Annotated in this window: 18 protein-coding genes; 12 read left to right on the top strand and 6 right to left on the bottom strand. The window is 61.7% G+C overall.

What is annotated here, in order from left to right; genetic code table 11:
* Nucleotides 1-13: 13 nt before the first annotated feature.
* The 7 genes from nadD (at nt 14) to holA (ending at nt 7,099) form a co-directional block, all read left to right on the top strand.
* Nucleotides 14-652 carry a nicotinate-nucleotide adenylyltransferase gene (nadD, locus tag QKE30_RS08090; protein WP_347934549.1) on the top strand — a complete coding sequence of 213 codons (639 nt, stop codon included), beginning with the start codon at nt 14-16 and terminating at the stop codon, nt 650-652.
* A 56-nt stretch (nt 653-708) separates the two neighbouring features.
* Nucleotides 709-1,182 (top strand): ribosome silencing factor, encoded by a 474-nt coding sequence (gene rsfS, locus QKE30_RS08095; RefSeq protein ID WP_005296457.1) that lies wholly within the window; start codon nt 709-711, stop codon nt 1,180-1,182.
* A gap of 19 nt (nt 1,183-1,201) precedes the next feature.
* The gene (locus QKE30_RS08100) at nt 1,202-2,011 is read left to right on the top strand and encodes a histidine phosphatase family protein (protein WP_239201100.1); all 810 of its coding nucleotides are present in this window, start codon (nt 1,202-1,204) and stop codon (nt 2,009-2,011) included.
* A gap of 3 nt (nt 2,012-2,014) precedes the next feature.
* On the top strand, nt 2,015-3,070 hold the full coding sequence (locus QKE30_RS08105) for a DegV family protein (protein ID WP_239201101.1): 1,056 nt from the start codon (nt 2,015-2,017) through the stop codon (nt 3,068-3,070).
* Nucleotides 3,071-3,221: 151 nt separating this feature from the next.
* The gene (locus tag QKE30_RS08110; RefSeq protein ID WP_347934550.1) at nt 3,222-4,112 is read left to right on the top strand and encodes a ComEA family DNA-binding protein; all 891 of its coding nucleotides are present in this window, start codon (nt 3,222-3,224) and stop codon (nt 4,110-4,112) included.
* A complete protein-coding gene (locus tag QKE30_RS08115) occupies nt 4,096-6,081 on the top strand; it encodes a ComEC/Rec2 family competence protein (protein ID WP_347934551.1) in 1,986 nt (661 codons plus the stop codon). The genes QKE30_RS08110 and QKE30_RS08115 overlap by 17 nt, the downstream gene beginning before the upstream one ends.
* 34 nt (nt 6,082-6,115) lie before the next feature.
* Nucleotides 6,116-7,099: a DNA polymerase III subunit delta gene (holA, locus tag QKE30_RS08120; RefSeq protein WP_239201104.1), complete on the top strand. Its 984-nt coding sequence runs from the start codon at nt 6,116-6,118 to the stop codon at nt 7,097-7,099.
* 16 nt (nt 7,100-7,115) lie between these two features.
* Here holA and QKE30_RS08125 read toward each other — a convergent pair whose 3' ends face one another.
* The 3 genes from QKE30_RS08125 to QKE30_RS08135 all read right to left on the bottom strand — a co-directional run bounded on the left by QKE30_RS08125 (nt 7,116) and on the right by QKE30_RS08135 (nt 9,491).
* Nucleotides 7,116-8,153, bottom strand: coding sequence for an ADP-ribosylglycohydrolase family protein (locus QKE30_RS08125; protein WP_239201106.1), 1,038 nt, complete (start codon nt 8,151-8,153; stop codon nt 7,116-7,118).
* A gap of 213 nt (nt 8,154-8,366) precedes the next feature.
* Complete coding sequence (gene rpsT, locus QKE30_RS08130; protein WP_005296442.1) at nt 8,367-8,630, bottom strand: 30S ribosomal protein S20; 264 nt, start codon at nt 8,628-8,630, stop codon at nt 8,367-8,369.
* A gap of 261 nt (nt 8,631-8,891) precedes the next feature.
* Nucleotides 8,892-9,491 carry a type II toxin-antitoxin system PemK/MazF family toxin gene (locus tag QKE30_RS08135; RefSeq protein WP_035005334.1) on the bottom strand — a complete coding sequence of 200 codons (600 nt, stop codon included), beginning with the start codon at nt 9,489-9,491 and terminating at the stop codon, nt 8,892-8,894.
* 116 nt (nt 9,492-9,607) lie between these two features.
* Between QKE30_RS08135 and lepA the strand changes: the two genes are divergently transcribed.
* Nucleotides 9,608-11,458 (top strand): translation elongation factor 4, encoded by a 1,851-nt coding sequence (lepA, locus tag QKE30_RS08140; protein ID WP_239201113.1) that lies wholly within the window; start codon nt 9,608-9,610, stop codon nt 11,456-11,458.
* A 34-nt stretch (nt 11,459-11,492) separates the two neighbouring features.
* Here the strand turns inward: lepA and QKE30_RS08145 are convergent, their stop codons facing one another.
* Entirely contained in the window at nt 11,493-13,232 is a 1,740-nt protein-coding gene (locus QKE30_RS08145) for an FUSC family protein (protein WP_347934552.1), read from the bottom strand.
* A gap of 136 nt (nt 13,233-13,368) precedes the next feature.
* Here QKE30_RS08145 and QKE30_RS08150 point away from each other — a divergent pair, with 136 nt between their 5' ends.
* From QKE30_RS08150 to QKE30_RS08165, 4 genes are all read left to right on the top strand, one after another.
* Nucleotides 13,369-13,899, top strand: a complete 531-nt coding sequence (locus QKE30_RS08150; RefSeq protein ID WP_239201120.1) for a hypothetical protein — start codon at nt 13,369-13,371, stop codon at nt 13,897-13,899.
* A 302-nt stretch (nt 13,900-14,201) separates the two neighbouring features.
* Entirely contained in the window at nt 14,202-14,501 is a 300-nt protein-coding gene (locus QKE30_RS08155) for a hypothetical protein (protein ID WP_347934553.1), read from the top strand.
* A 358-nt stretch (nt 14,502-14,859) separates the two neighbouring features.
* On the top strand, nt 14,860-16,050 hold the full coding sequence (locus QKE30_RS08160) for a hypothetical protein (RefSeq protein WP_347934554.1): 1,191 nt from the start codon (nt 14,860-14,862) through the stop codon (nt 16,048-16,050).
* A 367-nt stretch (nt 16,051-16,417) separates the two neighbouring features.
* On the top strand, nt 16,418-16,807 hold the full coding sequence (locus QKE30_RS08165) for a hypothetical protein (protein WP_143336417.1): 390 nt from the start codon (nt 16,418-16,420) through the stop codon (nt 16,805-16,807).
* A gap of 205 nt (nt 16,808-17,012) precedes the next feature.
* Here the strand turns inward: QKE30_RS08165 and QKE30_RS08170 are convergent, their stop codons facing one another.
* Entirely contained in the window at nt 17,013-17,324 is a 312-nt protein-coding gene (locus tag QKE30_RS08170; RefSeq protein ID WP_337955988.1) for a recombinase family protein, read from the bottom strand.
* Nucleotides 17,227-17,526 carry a recombinase family protein gene (locus tag QKE30_RS08175; protein WP_293818871.1) on the bottom strand — a complete coding sequence of 100 codons (300 nt, stop codon included), beginning with the start codon at nt 17,524-17,526 and terminating at the stop codon, nt 17,227-17,229. The genes QKE30_RS08170 and QKE30_RS08175 overlap by 98 nt, the downstream gene beginning before the upstream one ends.
* Between the last annotated feature and the right edge of the window lie 421 nt (nt 17,527-17,947).

Below are 17,947 nucleotides of genomic sequence, written 5' to 3' on the forward strand. Positions count from 1 at the left end.
GGCAGAAGCAACAGTGCAGAAGACCACCACACAGCCCACCCGGGTCGGCATCATGGGCGGCACCTTCGATCCCATCCACAACGGGCACCTGGTGGCCGGCAGCGAGGTTGCGGACCTGTTTGACCTGGATGTGGTGATCTACGTGCCCACCGGCCAGCCGTGGCAGAAGAAGCACAAGAAGGTTTCCGCAGCGGAGGATCGCTACCTGATGACGGTGGTCGCCACGGCCTCGAACCCCCGCTTCCTGGTCTCTCGGGTGGATATCGACCGCGGTGGGGATACGTACACCGTGGATACCCTGGCGGACATCCGCGCCCAATACCCCGAGGCCGAGCTGTTCTTCATCACTGGCGCCGACGCGCTGCAGAAGATTGTGACGTGGCGGGACTGGGAGAAGATCTTCGACCTGGCGCACTTCGTGGGTGTTACCCGCCCCGGCTATGAACTGCCGAAGGGCGACGAGGGCAGCGACGATCCGCTATCGCAGGAAGTCGCAGCCGGGCGCCTGTCCTTGGTGGAGATCCCCGCCATGGCCATTAGTTCCACCGACGTGCGCGAGCGGGCGACGAATGGCCGCCCCGTGTGGTACCTGGTGCCCGACGGCGTGGTGCAGTACATCGCCAAGCACGGCATGTACGTTCCCAGCGAATAGCTGGTGGGTTGCTAGACTGGATGTGTTTTAAACCAATCATGAAGGGCTGAGATTTTTTGACTGCTACTGCAGATTCGATCGCGCTCGCCGGAGTGGCGGCGCGCGCAGCGGCCGAGAAGTTGGGGGAGGACATTCTGGTCCTCGATGTCTCGGACCGTTTGGCCATTACGGACGTGTTCGTCATCGTCAGCGGCGATAACGAGCGCATGGTGAACTCCATCGTCGACGAGGTGGAATACGAGGTGGGCCAGGACGGCCCCAAGCCAACCCGCCGTGAGGGGCGCGGCGAGGGCCACTGGGTGCTGCTGGACTACGGCAACGTTGTGGTGCACGTCCAGCGCAAGGAAGAGCGCGAGTTCTACGCGCTAGACCGCCTGTGGCGCGATGCTCCGCAGATCGAGGTCGAGGGCGTGGAGCAGGTGGACCGCGGAAGCAACTGGGATGCCGATGCAGAAGTGGACGTTCTGGAGGCCACCAGCATTGACGACCTGCCGCTGGCCGGACCCGCCCCGGATGCGGACGAGCTGTAGAAGCTGATAAGTCTTCACCATGGGCGAGCGCAGGGTCTTTTTGGTCCGTCACGGACAGACGGAGTACAACGCCACGGGGCGTATGCAGGGACAGCTGGATACTGACCTGTCCCCGGTGGGCGTGCAGCAGGCCAAGGTCACCGCGCAGATGCTGGGGGATAAGCGCATCGCGCGGGTGATCGCCAGCGACCTGAAGCGCGCCTACGATACGGCGCTGATCTTGGCCGAGCCCTTCGGCTGCGAGGTGACGACCGATACCCGCCTGCGGGAGACGGATCTGGGGCAGTGGCAGGGGGCCTCGCGCGAAGAGGTGGACCGCGACTTCCCCGGCCAGCGTGCGTATTGGCGCCACGATCCGCAGTGGGCTCCGCCGGGCGGAGAGACGCGCCTGGAGGTTGCCGAGCGCGCCTACTCTGTGATCGAGGAGATCATGGCTACCGATGTCTTCGACAAGGGCGACGTGATGATCGTCGCCCACGGCGGCACGATCGGTGCTCTTACCGCCCGCCTGCTGGACCTGCCGGTGCGCTACTACCCGGTGTTCACCGGCCTGGGTAATGCCTGCTGGTCGCAGCTGTTGGCCCGCCCACGCTTTACTGGTGAGGCGGCCGGCACCACCCCGGTGGCGGTCGACGGAAGCACGGTGCCACTGGTGCCTTCCAGCCGCGCCGACTGGTGGAAGCTGCCGCAGTGGCACCTGGAGGGCTGGAACTTGGGCGTGGCCACCGACGCAAGCCCGGACGAGGGTGCCCTTCCAGGTGCTGCCCCTAGCTCTTTGGGTAATGACGCCACCCGCTCCAACCCGCACAACCCCAGCGAAGGTAGGTAGGTAGTGACTGTCCAGATTGTCACCGATTCCTCCTGCTGCCTGACGAAGGAGCTTGCGGAGAAGGCCGGCATCACTGTGCTGGACTTGCACGTGGAGGGCGAAGGGGAAGAACAGACAACCTCGAGCCTGAGCAGCCTGGAGTTGACCGCGAGCTACGCCCGCCTGATGGAACGCGGTGGGGATGCGGGTGTGGTGGCACTGCACCTTTCCAAGCAGCTGTCCGCGACCTATGCCAATGCGTGCGTGGCGGCGGGAGTGTTCGACGGCCAGGTGAAAGTTCTGGATACCAAGAGCATCGGCATGGTGCTGGGCTTCGCTGCGCTGAGCGCCGCCGAGGCCGCGCGCGAAGGTGCGGACCTGGACACCGTGGTGGCGGTGGCGGAGGAGTCGCTGAAGAACTCCTCCCTGTGGTTGTACGTCCACCAGCTGGATGTGCTGCGCAAGGGCGGGCGCCTGTCGGTGGGGCAGGCGCTGCTGACCTCCACGCTGGCGATCAAGCCGATTCTGCAGGTGACTGAGGGCAAGCTGACATTGGCGGCGAAGACCCGCACCCAGGCCAAGGCGATGGATCGCGTGGTGGACCTGGTGCGCCGCCTGGTGATCGACGAGGCCGTGGCGGGCAAGGGCAACCCGCGGGACGTGCAGATTGCCGTGCACCACAGCGATGCCGAGGACCAGGCAGTGGATCTATCGGCGCGGCTGGGGGAGATGATTGAGCAGCTGAACCAGCTGGAGGCCCCAACCGATCTGCCGGAGCCGCGCCCGCACTCGCTGCGCAGGCAGGTTCGGATAGAGACCTGGAAGTCCTTGCCGCAGGTAGAGGTCAGTATTGTGAGAATCCCGGAGGTCCTGCAGCTGCACGTGGGGCAGGGGGCACTGGGCGTGGTGGCGACGCTGCGAGGTACGGCGGAGAATGTCGAGGCGACCGACACAGAAGCAGACGATTCTGCCGAGGCAGTGGCAGATAAGTCCGCCGAGACTGCAGAGGCGCCGGAGGCGCCCGAGGCGAACGGCGAGAAGGCCGAGGATAACAGCGCAGAGAGCAGCGACACCGAGTAGCTCAGGAGAGACTACAGGGAGCTTCTACTCGCGGGTTATCCACAGGGGAGGAGTTTTCCACAGCCTCCTGGGGTTTTGATGTGCCGTTTGCGGTGCCTGACGGCTGGCGGTCTATAGGGCATGGTCTGATCGGCGCATGTCCACACGACGTATGCGGCAAAGTTCCGCCGACAAGGTTCGCGCCCGCGCTGAGGCTTTGGCTCAGCCCATGCCCGAGCATGAGCTCGCCAACGTTGACCTAGACACGCACACGGTCATAGGCAGCACGGCATCCAGGGGGCTTATCGTCACGGTGGTCGTGGCGGTCCTCATCAGCGTCACGTTTTTCGCCTGCCAACGGCAAGATTCGGATGACGGGGCGGGAGCAGGCGGCGCCGACATGCTGGCGACCACTAGCGGGCCCGGGGTACCTGGTGGCACCACTGAAACAGGTGCGGGTGGTGCCGCGGCGGCAGACGGGACGGGGCAGGCCCCGGCGGGGGACGGCGGCCAGGCCATCGAGCAGGACGATAACCAGGAAGTCGTGGTGAGCGTGCAGGGGATGGTGCATCACCCCGGGCTGCTCCGGGTGCAGGCCAGCACACGGGTAGGCGAGGCCATAGAAGCCACAGGCGGCGGCCTGCCGAAGGCAGTGGTGTTGGGCATCAATCTGGCGGAGCCGGTCAGCGATGGCATGCAGATCGTGGTGGATGATCGCGGCTCGCGCGTGGTGTACGCCGGTGGAGCGCAAGCCGCGCCGGGTGGGGCCGGCGGCGCAGGTGCGGACGGGACTAAACCTGGTGGGTCAGGCAGCGGGTCAGCAGCGCAGGGAGGAAACTCCGGCGGCGCGGGTGGCACAGACGGCGCAGACGGCAAAGTGAACCTCAACACCGCCGACGCCGCGCAGCTGGAAACCATCAGCGGCATCGGGCCCGCCACCGCCGAGGCCATCATCGCTTGGCGAGAATCCAACGGCTCCTTCACCAGAATCGAGCAGCTCCTGGACGTCCGCGGCATTGGCCCGGCGAAGTTCGAAGCGATGCGCGATGCCGTCACTATCTAGCTCGCTGGTGTTGGGCGCGCCGGAGCCGTTCAGTCCGGAAGCCGTCACCAAAGCCCGCGGTGTTGATCTGCGACTCGTCCCCGTCGCGCTCGGGTGTTGGCTCATGGCCGCCGCGATCATCCTCACCCGCAGCTTCTGGCCACTTGTCGTAGGAGGACTCATCACGCTCGCCAGCGTTGCGTGGTGGTGGCACGCCCGCCGCAGTTACGGAGCTCCGTGGCGCCGCCTCCTCGCGCGCAGCGCTGCGACTGTTGGGGCCGTCGCCAGCGCGGTGGGCCTGGGCACGTGGTGGCGGATCTTACTTATTGACGCCCAGCCGCTGCTGCAGGACCTCTCCACTACAGCGGGCAGTGTGCAGCAGCGGGTAACGGTGGCGGGCTTGCCAAAACAAGTTGCGGAGGGGACGGTGCTGGTCCCCGTGGACGTCGACGGCCTGGGGGAGGTGCCACTCTTTCTGCGCCCCGATTTGGCCGGAACCGAAGCCGGAGCCGGTGCCACAGACGCAGGCGCAGTCGGCGCTGGCGGTGATGCGGTCCGTGCAGTGGACGCAAGCGATTTCACGGCTCTCCAACCCGGCATGAGCTTCGACATTGCCGCCACCATGCGCCCCGCCCGCGGGGCAGAGATGGTTCCCGTCACCCTGTCCGCCACCCGAGCGCCGGAGAACATCACCGAGCCGGAGGGCATATGGGCCGTCACCGCCTGGCTGCGCAGAGGCTTCCACGCGCTGTGCGCAGACCTGCCGTGGGAAGCCGGGAAAATCCTGCCCGGCATGGTGATGGGGGACGTCAGCATGCAGGATTCCACCCTGCGCAACCAGTTCACCGTCACTGGGCTAAGCCACCTCAGCGCGGTCTCGGGCTCAAACGTCGCGGTAGTCACTGGAGCCGCGTTGGTGCTGGCCACGGCCTGCCGGGCGGGGCGCCTCACCCGGCTGCTGGTGGCAGCCGGCGCCCTCGTGGCCTTCGTGCTGCTGGTCGGCCCGGAACCCAGTGTGCTGCGCGCGGCGATCATGGGCAGCGTCGGCCTGGTGGCGGTGGCTTCTGCCCGCTGGACGGACATCATCGCCTCCTTGAGCGCGGCCATTATCGCGCTGATGGTGCTTTCCCCAGACATGGCCATTAGCTACGCCTTCGTGCTCTCGGTGGCGGCAACGGCGGGCATCGTGGTGGTGCTTCCCTGGTGGTCAAAAGCCATACTGACCAGGATGCCGCTGATTCCCTGGCTGCCCGCCCACGAGCGACCCACCCAGCTGCAGGCGATGGTGGTGCGCATGGTTCTGGTGGCTATCGCAGCGGACCTGGTGACCATTCCGATCATTGTTCATATGACGGGGAAAGTCTCCCTGGTCGCGGTCCTCTGCAACCTGGCGGTGACGGCGGTGGTTCCAGTGATCACCGTACTGGGGCTCATGGCAGCACTGCTGGCGGCGATCTATCCACCGGTGACGATGCTGCTGGCCAAGATCATCATCGCCCCCGCGGTGCCATGCGCGGCATGGGTGCTGCAGGTGGCCCGCACGGGGTCTAGCGCGCCTATGCTTGCCACCCCAGGCGGATGGGCATGGGCGGGCATCGCCAGCGCACTGCTGGCGGTAGTGCTGGCGAGCGTGCGCTACGCCCGCTACTGGCGCACTCTCCGGTGGGGCTGGGCCACGCTTATGTGCGGGGTGCTGATGATAGGGGTGTGGGGACGAGGGGGCGTCATAAAACTAGAAAAACCAGATGCACCCGCAGCAATCCAGACAGGGCCGGTGGACCTTACCGGCAAGGCAGTGTTTCAGGTCCGCGACGACGATCAAGCGATGCGGCAACAGCAACAGATCGACACATCCGTGGCGGAGAAAGGGGGAACGCAACAGGTGGCGGTGATTGTGACGCAGTGCGGGAAACCCCACGACAGACCCAGCTTTATGCCCAACGGGGTGCCCGTGTACTACCCGTGCAAGGACAAGGTGGAGATCCGTTAGAAGTCGCGCGCGCAGATCTGGCAAGATCGAACCCATGAACCGCCCCGAGCATCCCGCACCCATCAACCTGATCGTCGGCGGCGATGACTTCCTGGCCGAACGGCGCAGGCAGGGCATCGTCGACCAAGCGCGGGCCGCCAGCGGAGACCCAAACCTGCCGGTAGAGATGCGCAAAGCCTCGGAACTGAGCGCACCCGAACTGGCCGAACTGCTCAGCCCCAGCCTGTTCGCCGAAGACCGCATTGTGGTCGTCACCGGCGTGGAGGATACGGGCAAGGAGATCGTCGGGCTTCTAGAACAAGCCATCAAGGACCCGGCCGACGGGGTGGTGCTGATCATCGTGCACACCGGCAAGGGGCGCAACAAGAAGCTGGTGGATAGCTGGCCGAAACTCGGCGCGGTGGTATTCCAAGCCGGGGCGCTCAAAGGCCGCGAACAGCTGGCCTTCATCGACCAAGAGTTCCGCAGCCAGGGCGCGCGGGTAACCCGTGAAGTGTGCGAGCTGCTGCTGGACGTGGTGGGCAGCGACCTCCGCCAGCTGGCCAGCGCCATCAGCCAGCTGATCGCAGATACGGACGGCCACGTGGACGCTGCAGCGGTGAAGCGCTACTACCAGGGCAAAGCGGAGGTCAGCGGCTTCGAAGTAGCCGACTACGCCATCGCCGGAAACGTCCGCGCCGCAGTGGCGCTGGCGCGCCGGGCGCTACAGCTGGGCGTGGCGCCGGTTCTGCTGGCCAGCGCGCTGAGCTCCGGGATCGCGGACATCGCGAAGGTGGCGGGCGCGGGCAACATCAACTCCCGCCGGGATGCGGCGAAGTTCGGCATGGCACCGTGGAAGCTGGATAAAACGATCCGCACCGCCCGGCGCTGGACCACCCCCATGATCGCGCAGGCGGTGCAGATCACCGCGGAGCTAGACGCGGGAGTGAAGGGCCACAGCGCCGACCCCGACTTCGCGGTCGAGGACGCGGTGCGGAAAATCGCCTACGTCGCTGGCGGGCAGCCAGCGCGCAGATAGCGCAGCGGGTATAGCGCTACCGGGCGCTGAAGCCCTTCCACACGCCGCAGTGCACAGCGTCGTCGTAGCGGGATTCGAAATCGTACTCGCGGGTTTCCTCCCATGCGTCAACGCCACCCTCCAGGTGGGAGCCGATCAGCGCGCCGGTCAGCGACGCGCGAGTACTGCGGTTGCCCGGCCAGTTCACGGCAACGTGCAGGAAGTCGTGCGGGGCGTACTGATCCTGATTATCCAGGTACAGCTGCGCCAGCAGTAGGGCAGAGGCGGTGCAGGAGCCTGCATCCCACCCACGACCCAGAATCTGCACGAACTTGCCGCTATGGCGGTACAGCTCCTCGAAGTCGCCCTGCTGCAGGAACGGGGTGAGATGCTCGTGCACGGCGCTGACCCGCGAGATCAGCTCACTCAGCGGAACGTCAGGGCCGGTCAGATCCGTGATTAGGGCCTCGTCCAGGTCCGTGAGGATGTCCAGCTTCTCCTCGTTGGTCAGCAGGCTATCGTTATCGAAGTTCTCGTCGCCAGCCAGTCCCTCTGCGACGTCGAGCAGGCGGGTGCCCTTCTTCGCAGCCAGCATGCAGGCCACCATGGCGCATGCCGCACGGGCCACGCCCGAGTCGTGAGTCAAGATGCCCTGCAGGACGGACCAGCCCACGCCCTCATCGGCGGGAGCGAGCAAAGCACTGGCGGCCACGCGCATCACGGCACCGGCGCCACCCGAGTGCGTCGCCACATCGTCCCAGTGCTCCGCCCCGAGCAGGCTCAGCCGCTCCAGAGACTCGGTGTTCGAAGCCCCGGGGTGACGGTCGTAGTCCCTGTCGCCGTGGTAGTTGATGAAGTGCTGGCCGATGGCCTGCATGCCCTCTTCGCGGTCCAGGTCCCCGTCGTCAATCTCCGCCATAGCGGCGCACAGGGCCAGGGTCATCTGCGTAGCGTCGCTGATCACCAGCGAATCGGGTAGCGGGGTGCGCTCGGGCTGCGGCTCGTTCAAGTACGGGTAACCCCACGCATCGCCCAGGGCGGTGCCGAGTAGGGCTGAGCGGAAGCGATCCTTCATCCCTTTGTCGAACTCCTTTGAAAAGTCATTAGCAGCGGTCAGCTGTGGCTGTATCCAGCCCTAATCTAGCTCTTAAGCTTAGGGCATAACGAAAACCCGCACCCGGGGGAGGTTGTTACTGTTGTTGCTTTGTGACGCAACGTCTCAACCTCTGTAGAAGGGTGCGGGCCTCGATTCAGGCAAGTGCCGGCTGGAGAATCTTTTGGATAAACCTTAGGCCATCTTGTTGAAGCGAGCGGCCATGCCGGACTTCTTGTTTGCCGCGTTGTTGCGGTGGATGGTGCCCTTGGTGACGGCCTTGTCGTAGAAGCGGGAAGCGACGCGCAGCTGAGCCTCAGCGGCTTCCTTGTCGCCAGCCTCAACGGCGGCGTTGAACTTGCGGGTCTCGGTGCGCAGGCGGGAACGAATAGCCTGGTTGCGCTTGCGAGCGATCTCGTTGGTGAGAACGCGCTTCTTCTGCTGCTTGATGTTTGCCATGGTGGCGTACCTCTTCTTTCAAAAAGTCTTCGGAAAAAACCTGTTCAGGGGAGCGGGCTCCCGCCGCGGCCGCGCGGTCTCTAACACCCCACCCAAGGTCCTGTGGGATGCGGCGTGGCCTCGCAGTGCGTCTCAACAACGGCGCTGGCGCTAGGGGTTAGCGCTAGTGGCTGCTACGAGCAGCACTGTGAACTCGGGAAATGTTAGCAGCAGGGGAGCAGAAAAGGCAAAAAGCTCCGGGCGGGGCTTTTAGCCCCACATCTAGCCCCAGCCGTACTCCTGGCGCAGCACGTTGGCTACTCGATCGAAACGGCGGGAGGGCAGCGGGATGCCGCGGCGCTGGATGTGAGATTCCGGCACCTGCAGCACCTTATCTATACGCACCCAGCTATCGCGGTCCGCGCCGGAGCTCCACGGGCCGGTTCCTATGGGAACCCAGATCGGCTGATCAGCGTACTCCTCGCGGGAGGAAATCAGCAGAGTAAGAAGCCGGTGGCTCTTGCGCCCGACCACAAGCACCGCGCGCCGCTCAGGGGGCACTCCCTTCTTCGGGCGGATGTCTGCCCACACGACCTCACCAGCATCCGCTTGCCCGTCCATGTCCGGGATGTAGGTGACGGGGCGGGCGAGCTCCCGGCTGGGAGTTTTGATGGTTTCGTCCCGGTCGCCCGCCAAACCGGCGTACTCCGCCCCCATTCCCAGGTGTGCATTAAGTTCAGCGATGCCGCGCTTCAGAGCCTGCCGGCGCGTGAAATGACGGATATAAAACCGCTGGAAGAACCCCTTGATGGCCCCAATGGGATTGCGGGATTTCCCCCGTGGGGGCGTCACATCCACAACACTTCCTTCGGAACCAGCCATAGGTGACAGATTACCCGAACCACGTGCGCACAGTAATAAGGTTCGCAGCTAAACCCCGTCTGCTACTTCCGGGGCGATGCATAGTAGGGTTACGCATAAGCGAAAGAGGAGGGCAAATGGCAGCCAAGCAGAAGAATTACGCCACAGAGACGTTTACGGACCCAGAGAGGATCCGCAACTTCTGCATCATTGCCCACATCGACCACGGCAAGTCCACCCTGGCGGACCGTATCCTGCAGATGTCGGGCGTGGTCGAGGACCGCAACATGCGCGACCAGTACCTCGACAACATGGACATCGAGCGCGAACGCGGCATCACCATTAAGGCGCAGAACGTGCGCCTGCCCTGGGTGCCGAAGACCGGCGCGCACGCGGGCGAAGAGCTGGTGATGCACCTGATCGATACGCCTGGCCACGTGGACTTCACCTACGAGGTCTCCCGCGCCCTCGAGGCGTGTGAGGGTTGCATCCTGCTGGTCGACGCAGCACAGGGCATCGAGGCGCAGACGCTGGCGAACCTGTACCTGGCGATGGAAAACGACCTGGAAATCATCCCGGTGCTGAACAAGATCGACCTGCCCGCGGCGGACCCGGAAAAGTACGCCCTGGAGATCGCGCACATCATCGGCTGCGAGCCGGAGGACGTGCTGCGGGTATCCGGCAAGACCGGCGAGGGCGTATCCGAGCTGCTGGATAAGGTCTGCGAGCTGGTGCCCGCGCCCGTCGGCGATGCCGATGCCCCCGCCCGCGCCATGATCTTCGACAGCGTGTACGACATCTACCGCGGCGTGGTGACCTACGTGCGCATGATGGACGGCAGGCTGGAATCCCGCCAGAAGATCGAGATGATGAGCACCGGCGCGACCCACGAGACCCAAGAGATCGGCGTGGTCTCCCCGGAGCCGACGAAGACCAAGGGCCTGGGCGTGGGCGAGGTTGGCTACATCATCACCGGCGCGAAGGACGTCCGCCAGTCCAAGGTGGGCGACACGATCACCTGGGCCGTCAACGGTGCGGAAACCCCGCTGAAGGGCTACCAGGAGCCGACCCCGATGGTGTACTCCGGCCTGTTCCCGATCAGCGCCGACCAGTACCCGGATCTGCGCGAGGCCATCGAGAAGCTGCAGCTCAACGATGCTTCCCTGACTTTCGAGCCCGAGACGTCCGTGGCCCTGGGCTTCGGCTTCCGCTGTGGCTTCCTGGGTCTGCTGCACATGGAGATCACCCGCGCCCGCCTGGAGCGCGAGTTCGACCTGGACCTGATCTCCACCGCTCCTTCCGTGGTGTACCGCGTGGTCAAGGAGGACGGCAGCGAGGTGCTGGTGCGCAACCCTTCGGACTGGCCGGGTGGCAAGATGCGCGAGATCTACGAGCCGATTGTGAAGATGACCGTGATCGTGCCGGCGGAGTTCCTGGGCGCGACGATGGAGCTGTGCCAGTCCAAGCGTGGCCAGATGGGCGGCATGGACTACCTTTCCGAGGATCGTGTGGAGCTGCGCTACACCATGCCGCTGGGCGAGATCATCTTCGACTTCTTCGATCAGCTGAAGTCCCGCACCAAGGGCTACGCTTCGCTGAACTACGAGGAAGCCGGCGAGCAGCTGGCCGACCTGGTGAAGGTGGACATCCTGCTGCAGGGCGACCCGGTGGATGCGTTCAGCGCTATTGTCCACCGCGAGAATGCCCACTGGTACGGCAACAAGATGACGGTGAAGCTCAAGGAGCTCATCCCGCGCCAGCAGTTCGAAGTGCCGGTGCAGGCCGCCATCGGCTCCAAGATCATTGCCCGCGAGAACATCCGCGCCCTGCGCAAGGACGTTCTTTCCAAGTGCTACGGCGGCGACGTGTCACGTAAGCGCAAGCTGCTGGAGAAGCAGAAGGAAGGCAAGAAGCGCATGAAGGCCATCGGTTCGGTTTCTGTTCCGCAGGAGGCCTTCGTCGCGGCTCTGTCTACTGACGCCGACTAGATCTGCCGACTAGATCTTTTGACGCCCACTAGGCTCAGCCGAGCTGGCGCACTGCCGCGGCCAGGCGGTTGATCTCGCTTAAGGAGAGCTCCTCGTTCGCGTGGGCGTTGCAGTAATCCAGCAGGGTATATCCGGTGAGCTGCAGCTGGTTGTGCTTGGCCCACACGCTGCGTGCATAGGGCGAGTTGTTGTTGATCATCTTCATCATGTGCTTGCGCTCGCTGAGCAGCTCGAACTGCAGATCGCGGCGCGCGTAGAGCGCGCGGTCCGGCGGGTTGATCAGCAAGGCGCCCAGCAATGCACCCATTGCCGCTTCGCAGTGGCCTACCAGGCGGCGGTGGTAGTGGGCGTCCGACGTAGTGCGCCACAGCCACAAGAAGATAAACGAGCAGATAACCGCAATACACACCTCGGCGAGGCGATCGATCACCACGTCGCCGAGCGGACGGTCCAGAGAGTTGCCCATCATCAGCGCCATGGGTGTGGTGAAGATGACGGTGAACGCATAGTTCTTGACGATGAAGAACTCCGCGGCGAATTGGCAGGCAGCCAGCAGGAACAGCAGGGGGAGGCCACCGATTTGGAAAGCATGGGCGATGGCGAACAGGCCGATGCCCAGGATGGAGCCCAAGAGACGGTGGACGCCACGGATGGTGCCGGGGACTTTCTCCGGACCCCACTGCAGGATCAGCAGGGCGGTGATCACGCCCCAGTCGGGGCGGTCCAGGCCCAGCCAGATCGTGAGGGCGCAAGAGACCAGGCTGGCCAGCACCACTTTTTCCATGCTGAGCTCTGCATGGCTGTGGATATTGAGGGAACGGCCGAAGCGGTACTTCACTGATGGCTTGTGGTGTGGGATTGCGGTGCGGGTGGGGTCGACCATGCCGTTGGTATCGGAGAAGTCCTCGTCCGTATCTACGTAGCCCGAGTGCGCACTGGCGGCCATGAGTTTCTGGCGGGCCTGCTGCACCTGCACCACCAGGCCGCGTTGTGATTCGCGGACGACCCTGCCGCCGGAGACGATGCCCGCGCCCATGAGCGTGGCCCATGCCTCGGAGAGGGATGTGCGGGCCAGGTAGTAGTTGCCGGGGCTTGGATCCTCAGCGAAGTCTGCTACTGCGTTGTTAAGGGTGCGGATGGCCTGTTGCTCCGGGCCGCGCGGGTTAAACAGGGCGGGGAACATGCCCACGATGATGGCGACGAACGCGCCGAACAGGGCCCAGCCGCCGATGGCTAGCGGGTTGAGGTCGTTGCGGGCGATCATGGTGGCACCGCCGGAGACCATGACGATGAAGAAGCCGCCCGGTGGCGGCAGGCGCAGTGCATTCTGGGCGTAGGTGAACACGCCGGAGAGGAAGGTGCAGTACACGCCGGCGATGAGTAGCCACCAGTGCGAGCCGCCGGAATCCATGTGCTCCCACATCATCTTGCCCAGCCAGGCGGCGATGGTGGGGCAGGCGGCCAGCAGGACGGCGGAGAACGCCATCACCTTCAGGCGGATGCGGTACGGCAGATTGCCGCCGTAGATGACGGTGAACGCTCCGCCAGCAACTAGCAACATCGCATCGGTGTGGCCCAACGACCATGCGATAGTGCCGGGGATCAGCAACGACAGTGCGGCTCGCAGTCCACCAGCCCAGCCCGAGGCCTTTGAGTTGAAGGTACTGAACAGTTCCCAAGCGCTCGGGCGTTGGGGGATGGGGAACTCCGCGGGGTTGCGCGGGGGCTTCGGGGATAGTGGGGAGGGCTGATGGTCGGGGCTGGTTTGGCTCACTGCGTCTGTATGTTTCCTCTTATGCGTCGGCGAAATAGGACGTCCATTGGGACAGTCATAGGGACATTCACAGTGTAGCCCTCGAAATCGAACAATGAACTGTGGGTTGTCCGGCGCAGTGCCTACACTGAGATCCATGAGTTACAAGGACCCGCAGCGCCCGCAGGATAAGGATTATCTGGCTGGCTGGATGCCCGACGAGGATCCACATGATGGGCAGGTCGTGCGCACTTCCGATGAGCAGGATCTGGAAGCTCGTCGCATTCGGTTGTCGAAGTACCGCCCGAGCACCGCGAAGAAGATCGCGGCCTGGCTGGCATTGATCCTGGGTGCGATGATGCTGTTCGGGATCCTATCCGGCTCGATGGAGGACGTCGATGGAGGCCTGAAGATCCTCCTGGCTGTACTTTACTTCCTCATGTTTGCCGGACCGGCACTGTTCTGGATGTATGCGAACAACCGCGATACCAAGGCGGTTCGGCAGTGGGCTGCCACGGAGTCCGGCTACCGGGAAGTGTGGGAATCCTTCGACTCGGCGACACAGTCCATCTTCGCCCGGCCTTCACTGGCAGACGAGCTGCCATTGCTACCGAAGCGCCCTTGGCTGTGGATCTGGATCGCGGAGTTCGCGGTGATCGCTACTGCCGGTGCGCTGACCCCTGCCTAGCGTTCGCCTGATCCGTGAAGGGCGCGGGGGAGTCCTACTGGGGAGTGGCGATTGTGAGGTAGTCGAACCACATCTTTTGCTTCAGGGCGAAGTCTGCCCCAAAGTCGTAATCGTTCGATTTTCCTACCTGACAAGTTAGAGTGCTGCCGTCCGAGCCCACGCGGCAGTCCATCGCATGAGTATCACCGGAATCGGGGTCAGTGACCGTGATGTTCGCATGGGGTACAGTACTACTTCGCTTTAGGGATCAATGCAGCCCACGTAGGCGTACCAAATACCACTGATACGGAGATCTCAAAGGCATGACCATAACCTCGGCCCAGCTTGACGCTGTCATTGCCGCAACCCGCCACATCCCCGAATCAAACTTCACCGCCTACCGCGGTGGTTACCCCCAGGAGATCAGTACAGCCCTTATCGATGCTGTGTTCTCAATCCAGGCCCAATACGACTCCGCTACACCTGGCAAAGGCGTCAGGAACCGCGTGCAGGCCTTCCGTTCCGCGAACTCGAGTGCGATTAATAATCTGTCGGCACTGATCGACTTGGGCACTGAACACGTAGTGCAGATGATGGGGAAGGGAAAACCGGACGCCGCTTGAAAGCGGGGGCAGTACTTGAGGCTGCTGCCGGATACGTGGCTATCGGGGTGAACAATGCCACACGTCGATTGCCTCCGAGTATGCCTGGCTCGAGATATGAGGAAAGTCCGGGGAGTTCGCATCTCTTTCACGGCACGTCGCATCGCACCCCTCTCCCGGCCGCTCACCTACTCCATATATAAGAAGAACAGATATAGCGCTGAATAGACTGTCGACAAACAGCCATGCAGAATAAGTTCAGGAACCTTCCTGCATATTTACAAGATTTCCCAACTATTCAACCATTTTTCATCCCCAAAGGAACTATCTTGCGCTAAGTTCATTTCTAACCATTCACCACAGCGAAAGATGACCCAACATGGCCAGACCATCTCGCACTATCACCACTCTCCTATTCGCCCTCACCCTCGGCATCGGCTTCACCCCCACCGTGCAAGCTCAGCCCGCACAACCACCAGCAGCCGCCAGCACACCAGGCGACAACAACGCCGATTACGTCGCACCCGGGCGCGAAGATCTCGAACCGGCAGAACCAGGCTTCGACGACAACAACGTAGATAACCAAGCGGGCAAAAACTGGCACCCCACCATCAACCCCAAAAGCAAAGTCATCCCAGGACAGATGCGTTCCGATAAAGAAGAAATCCCTGGTGGTTTCACCAAGGAACAGGCCAACCGCGCCGAGGTCCAAGAAGCTAAAGAACAGGCCACACAGGCACGCTCTGGGATCCAGACTTTTGCCGTTGTCGATACGTGCCGAACGTACTGGCCCAGCCCGTTCAAGGTCTGCGGAAAGATCCGCGAAAAGTACGACTCCCTCGGCGGACCACAAAGCTTCCTAACCTGGCCAAAATCCGACGAACTGAAGGTTCCCGATGGTGTGGGGCGCCGCAACGAGTTCGTCAACGGATTCATCTACTGGCACCCTAATACCGGTGCTCATTCGATCACCACGCACTTCTCTGTCGCTTGGGCACGTATCGGATGGGAACGTGGACCGCTAGGTTACCCCACCACTGACGAATTTGGCCTGTCTGGCAGTATCGGGCGTAAGCAATCCTTCGAGCACGGCCACATCTACGGCTCATTGGCAGGACTGGCCACAATCCACGGGGCGATCTACGACAAGTGGGTGCAAACCGGGGCAGAAAAAGGCCCGCTTGGCTACCCCACAGGTGATGAAACAAAAACCCCTGACGGCATCGGACGGTTCCATAACTTCACCCGCGGGAAGATCTACTGGCACCCACAATATGGAGCACATAGCGTTGTGGGAGCACAGCAGTTGATCTGGGAAGCGAGTGGACGTGAGCAAGGTATCTATGGATACCCTACTTCCGAACAATTTTTGGACAGTAAAGGAAATGTTGTTCAAAACTTCTCAAAAAGTCGACTGGATCTAAGTGTGTATCTAGGAAACATCGCCACTACACGAGTGGGAGAGAAGCTACTTAACGATAAACTAGTTGCTCTTTATCCTGAGTTGGCCAGTGGGGGGGAATGTGGAGATAGGCGCACGAAATGTCCTTGTCGCCAATGCAGAAACTAGAGATTCTCGTGTAGTGGGCGGAAAAGAGGTAGTGACAATCATTCCAGTCCCTAGCTACTATTTATATGACTGGCATAGAGGAAATCTAAACGACTACTGCACATCTAGCCCTGATGAATACTCTGGAGGAGTAAAGAATGCAGATTTCAGAGGACCTTGCGCTATTCATGATATGTGCTACCAGGCTGTTTCTCGAGGAGAAAGGACCCAATCATTTTGTGATGAAAGGTTCCACTCGCAGCTATTGCTAACCTGCGAAGGTGTATACTCACGATACAGTGTAGATAGGTATCGGTGCGGAAATGTAGCCCAGGTTTACTATCAAGTCGTAAAGAATGCTCCTCATGATTTTTAAGGAATAATTAATTTGATAAAGCGCATTCTTTTCTTGCCGATTATTGAACTTATTCTTATTTCTCTGTCCTTGTTTGGCTTATCAAGATGGATCATAATGCCTTTTTATGACCCATCTTACGGTACGGAGAGCCAGTTTTTTGATTCCTTCAATCAATCTCTTGTAATAATCTCGGCAATTTCTGCCCTTTTGGGCATTTTTCTTGCGGTAATTGTCCCAAATAAAATCGCTACAGGGTGGGCGATCATTGCCGCTGGAGCGGTGGCTGTCGTACTTGTTAAAAGCATGGAAGACAATAGCCCTAACATTGGCGGAGGTCTCATATTTTTAGTCGGCGAAGTCCTCCTGTTGGCAGGGTTCTCCATGGTCGTTAGGTTCTATTTGATTTCTCTATTAAGATAATCCATACTGTTTGACTACTGCTATAATAGGTCGGATTATCCAAGTTCGCTATCGATATGATCGACCTGACCATGGTCTCCTTAAGCCAAATCCGTAGTTCGCGTTGGCTTGCCAAAGCGGCTATACAGCGTTGTTCGCCCTACCTTCAAAACGTCGTGCGACTTCCGCTTTCGGTACACCAGCATCCACCCATGCATGCGCCTGATCAACCTGCTCCGCAGTAAGCGCGCGGGCACGACCTTTGTACACCCCTCGCTCGAGCAATCCCCTCGGCTTGACGCTCCCTAATGATTGAGCGTTCAAATTCCGCCACCGAACCCAGCAGCCCGAGCATCAGCTTGGCGATCGGGGTGGAGTCCTTCGAGTAGATCTGTCCCTCCTTGAGGAACTCCACCGACACCCCTTTGCTGACTAACTCGTCAACAATGGCATACAGATCCGTTAAGGACCGCGCGCACCGATCCATCGACGGCGACCACAAGCTGATCCCCCGCACGGACATACCGCATCGCTTCATCAAGACTAGGCCACTTTCGTGAACCACCACTAGCCCTATCTGTGTAATAGGTGAAGACCTTCTCCGCCTTGAGTTGCTCAATCTGGCGATCAAGATTCTGATCTTTCGAGCTCACCCGGGCATAACCCACCTTTTGCCCCGAGATCACACCCAACTGTTCCGTGATCTCTAGAGGCAGTGACGGTTCTGTTCCGTTAGTCATGGAGCCAACCCTAGCCAACAGGAAATCTTGTCATTCACAAAGTGTTCGCTTGGGGTACAGCCGTCACGTTAGGGTTGCTAGACCTATAGGCGTAGGTAGGTTTCAATGCCTCTGCGTAAATCGCATCAGCGAACTCGCATGATGTTTGGAGAGGAACGCTGATCTCAGCGCCATTTGCAGTGACCCCGCAGTCATTTCGCGGGTAAGCACTTCCCCCGTTGGAAGAGGGACGTTTGCGTTTGCCTCGCGTCGGCTCAGCTGCGCGGTTGTTGCTTTCTGTGGCAGAGCTGTGACCGGAACCGTGGTTTGAAGCCGGTGGGGTGGGGTTGGGGCCGGACTTCTTGGTGGACTTAGCGCGTGTGGTTTCGTCTGCCTTGTCGTCCTTTTTAGAGGCCTCACCCTTAGCTGCCGAGTTCTGCTG

It is taken from the genome of Corynebacterium sp. c24Ua_83 (assembly GCF_039907245.1).
Taxonomy (GTDB): domain Bacteria; phylum Actinomycetota; class Actinomycetes; order Mycobacteriales; family Mycobacteriaceae; genus Corynebacterium.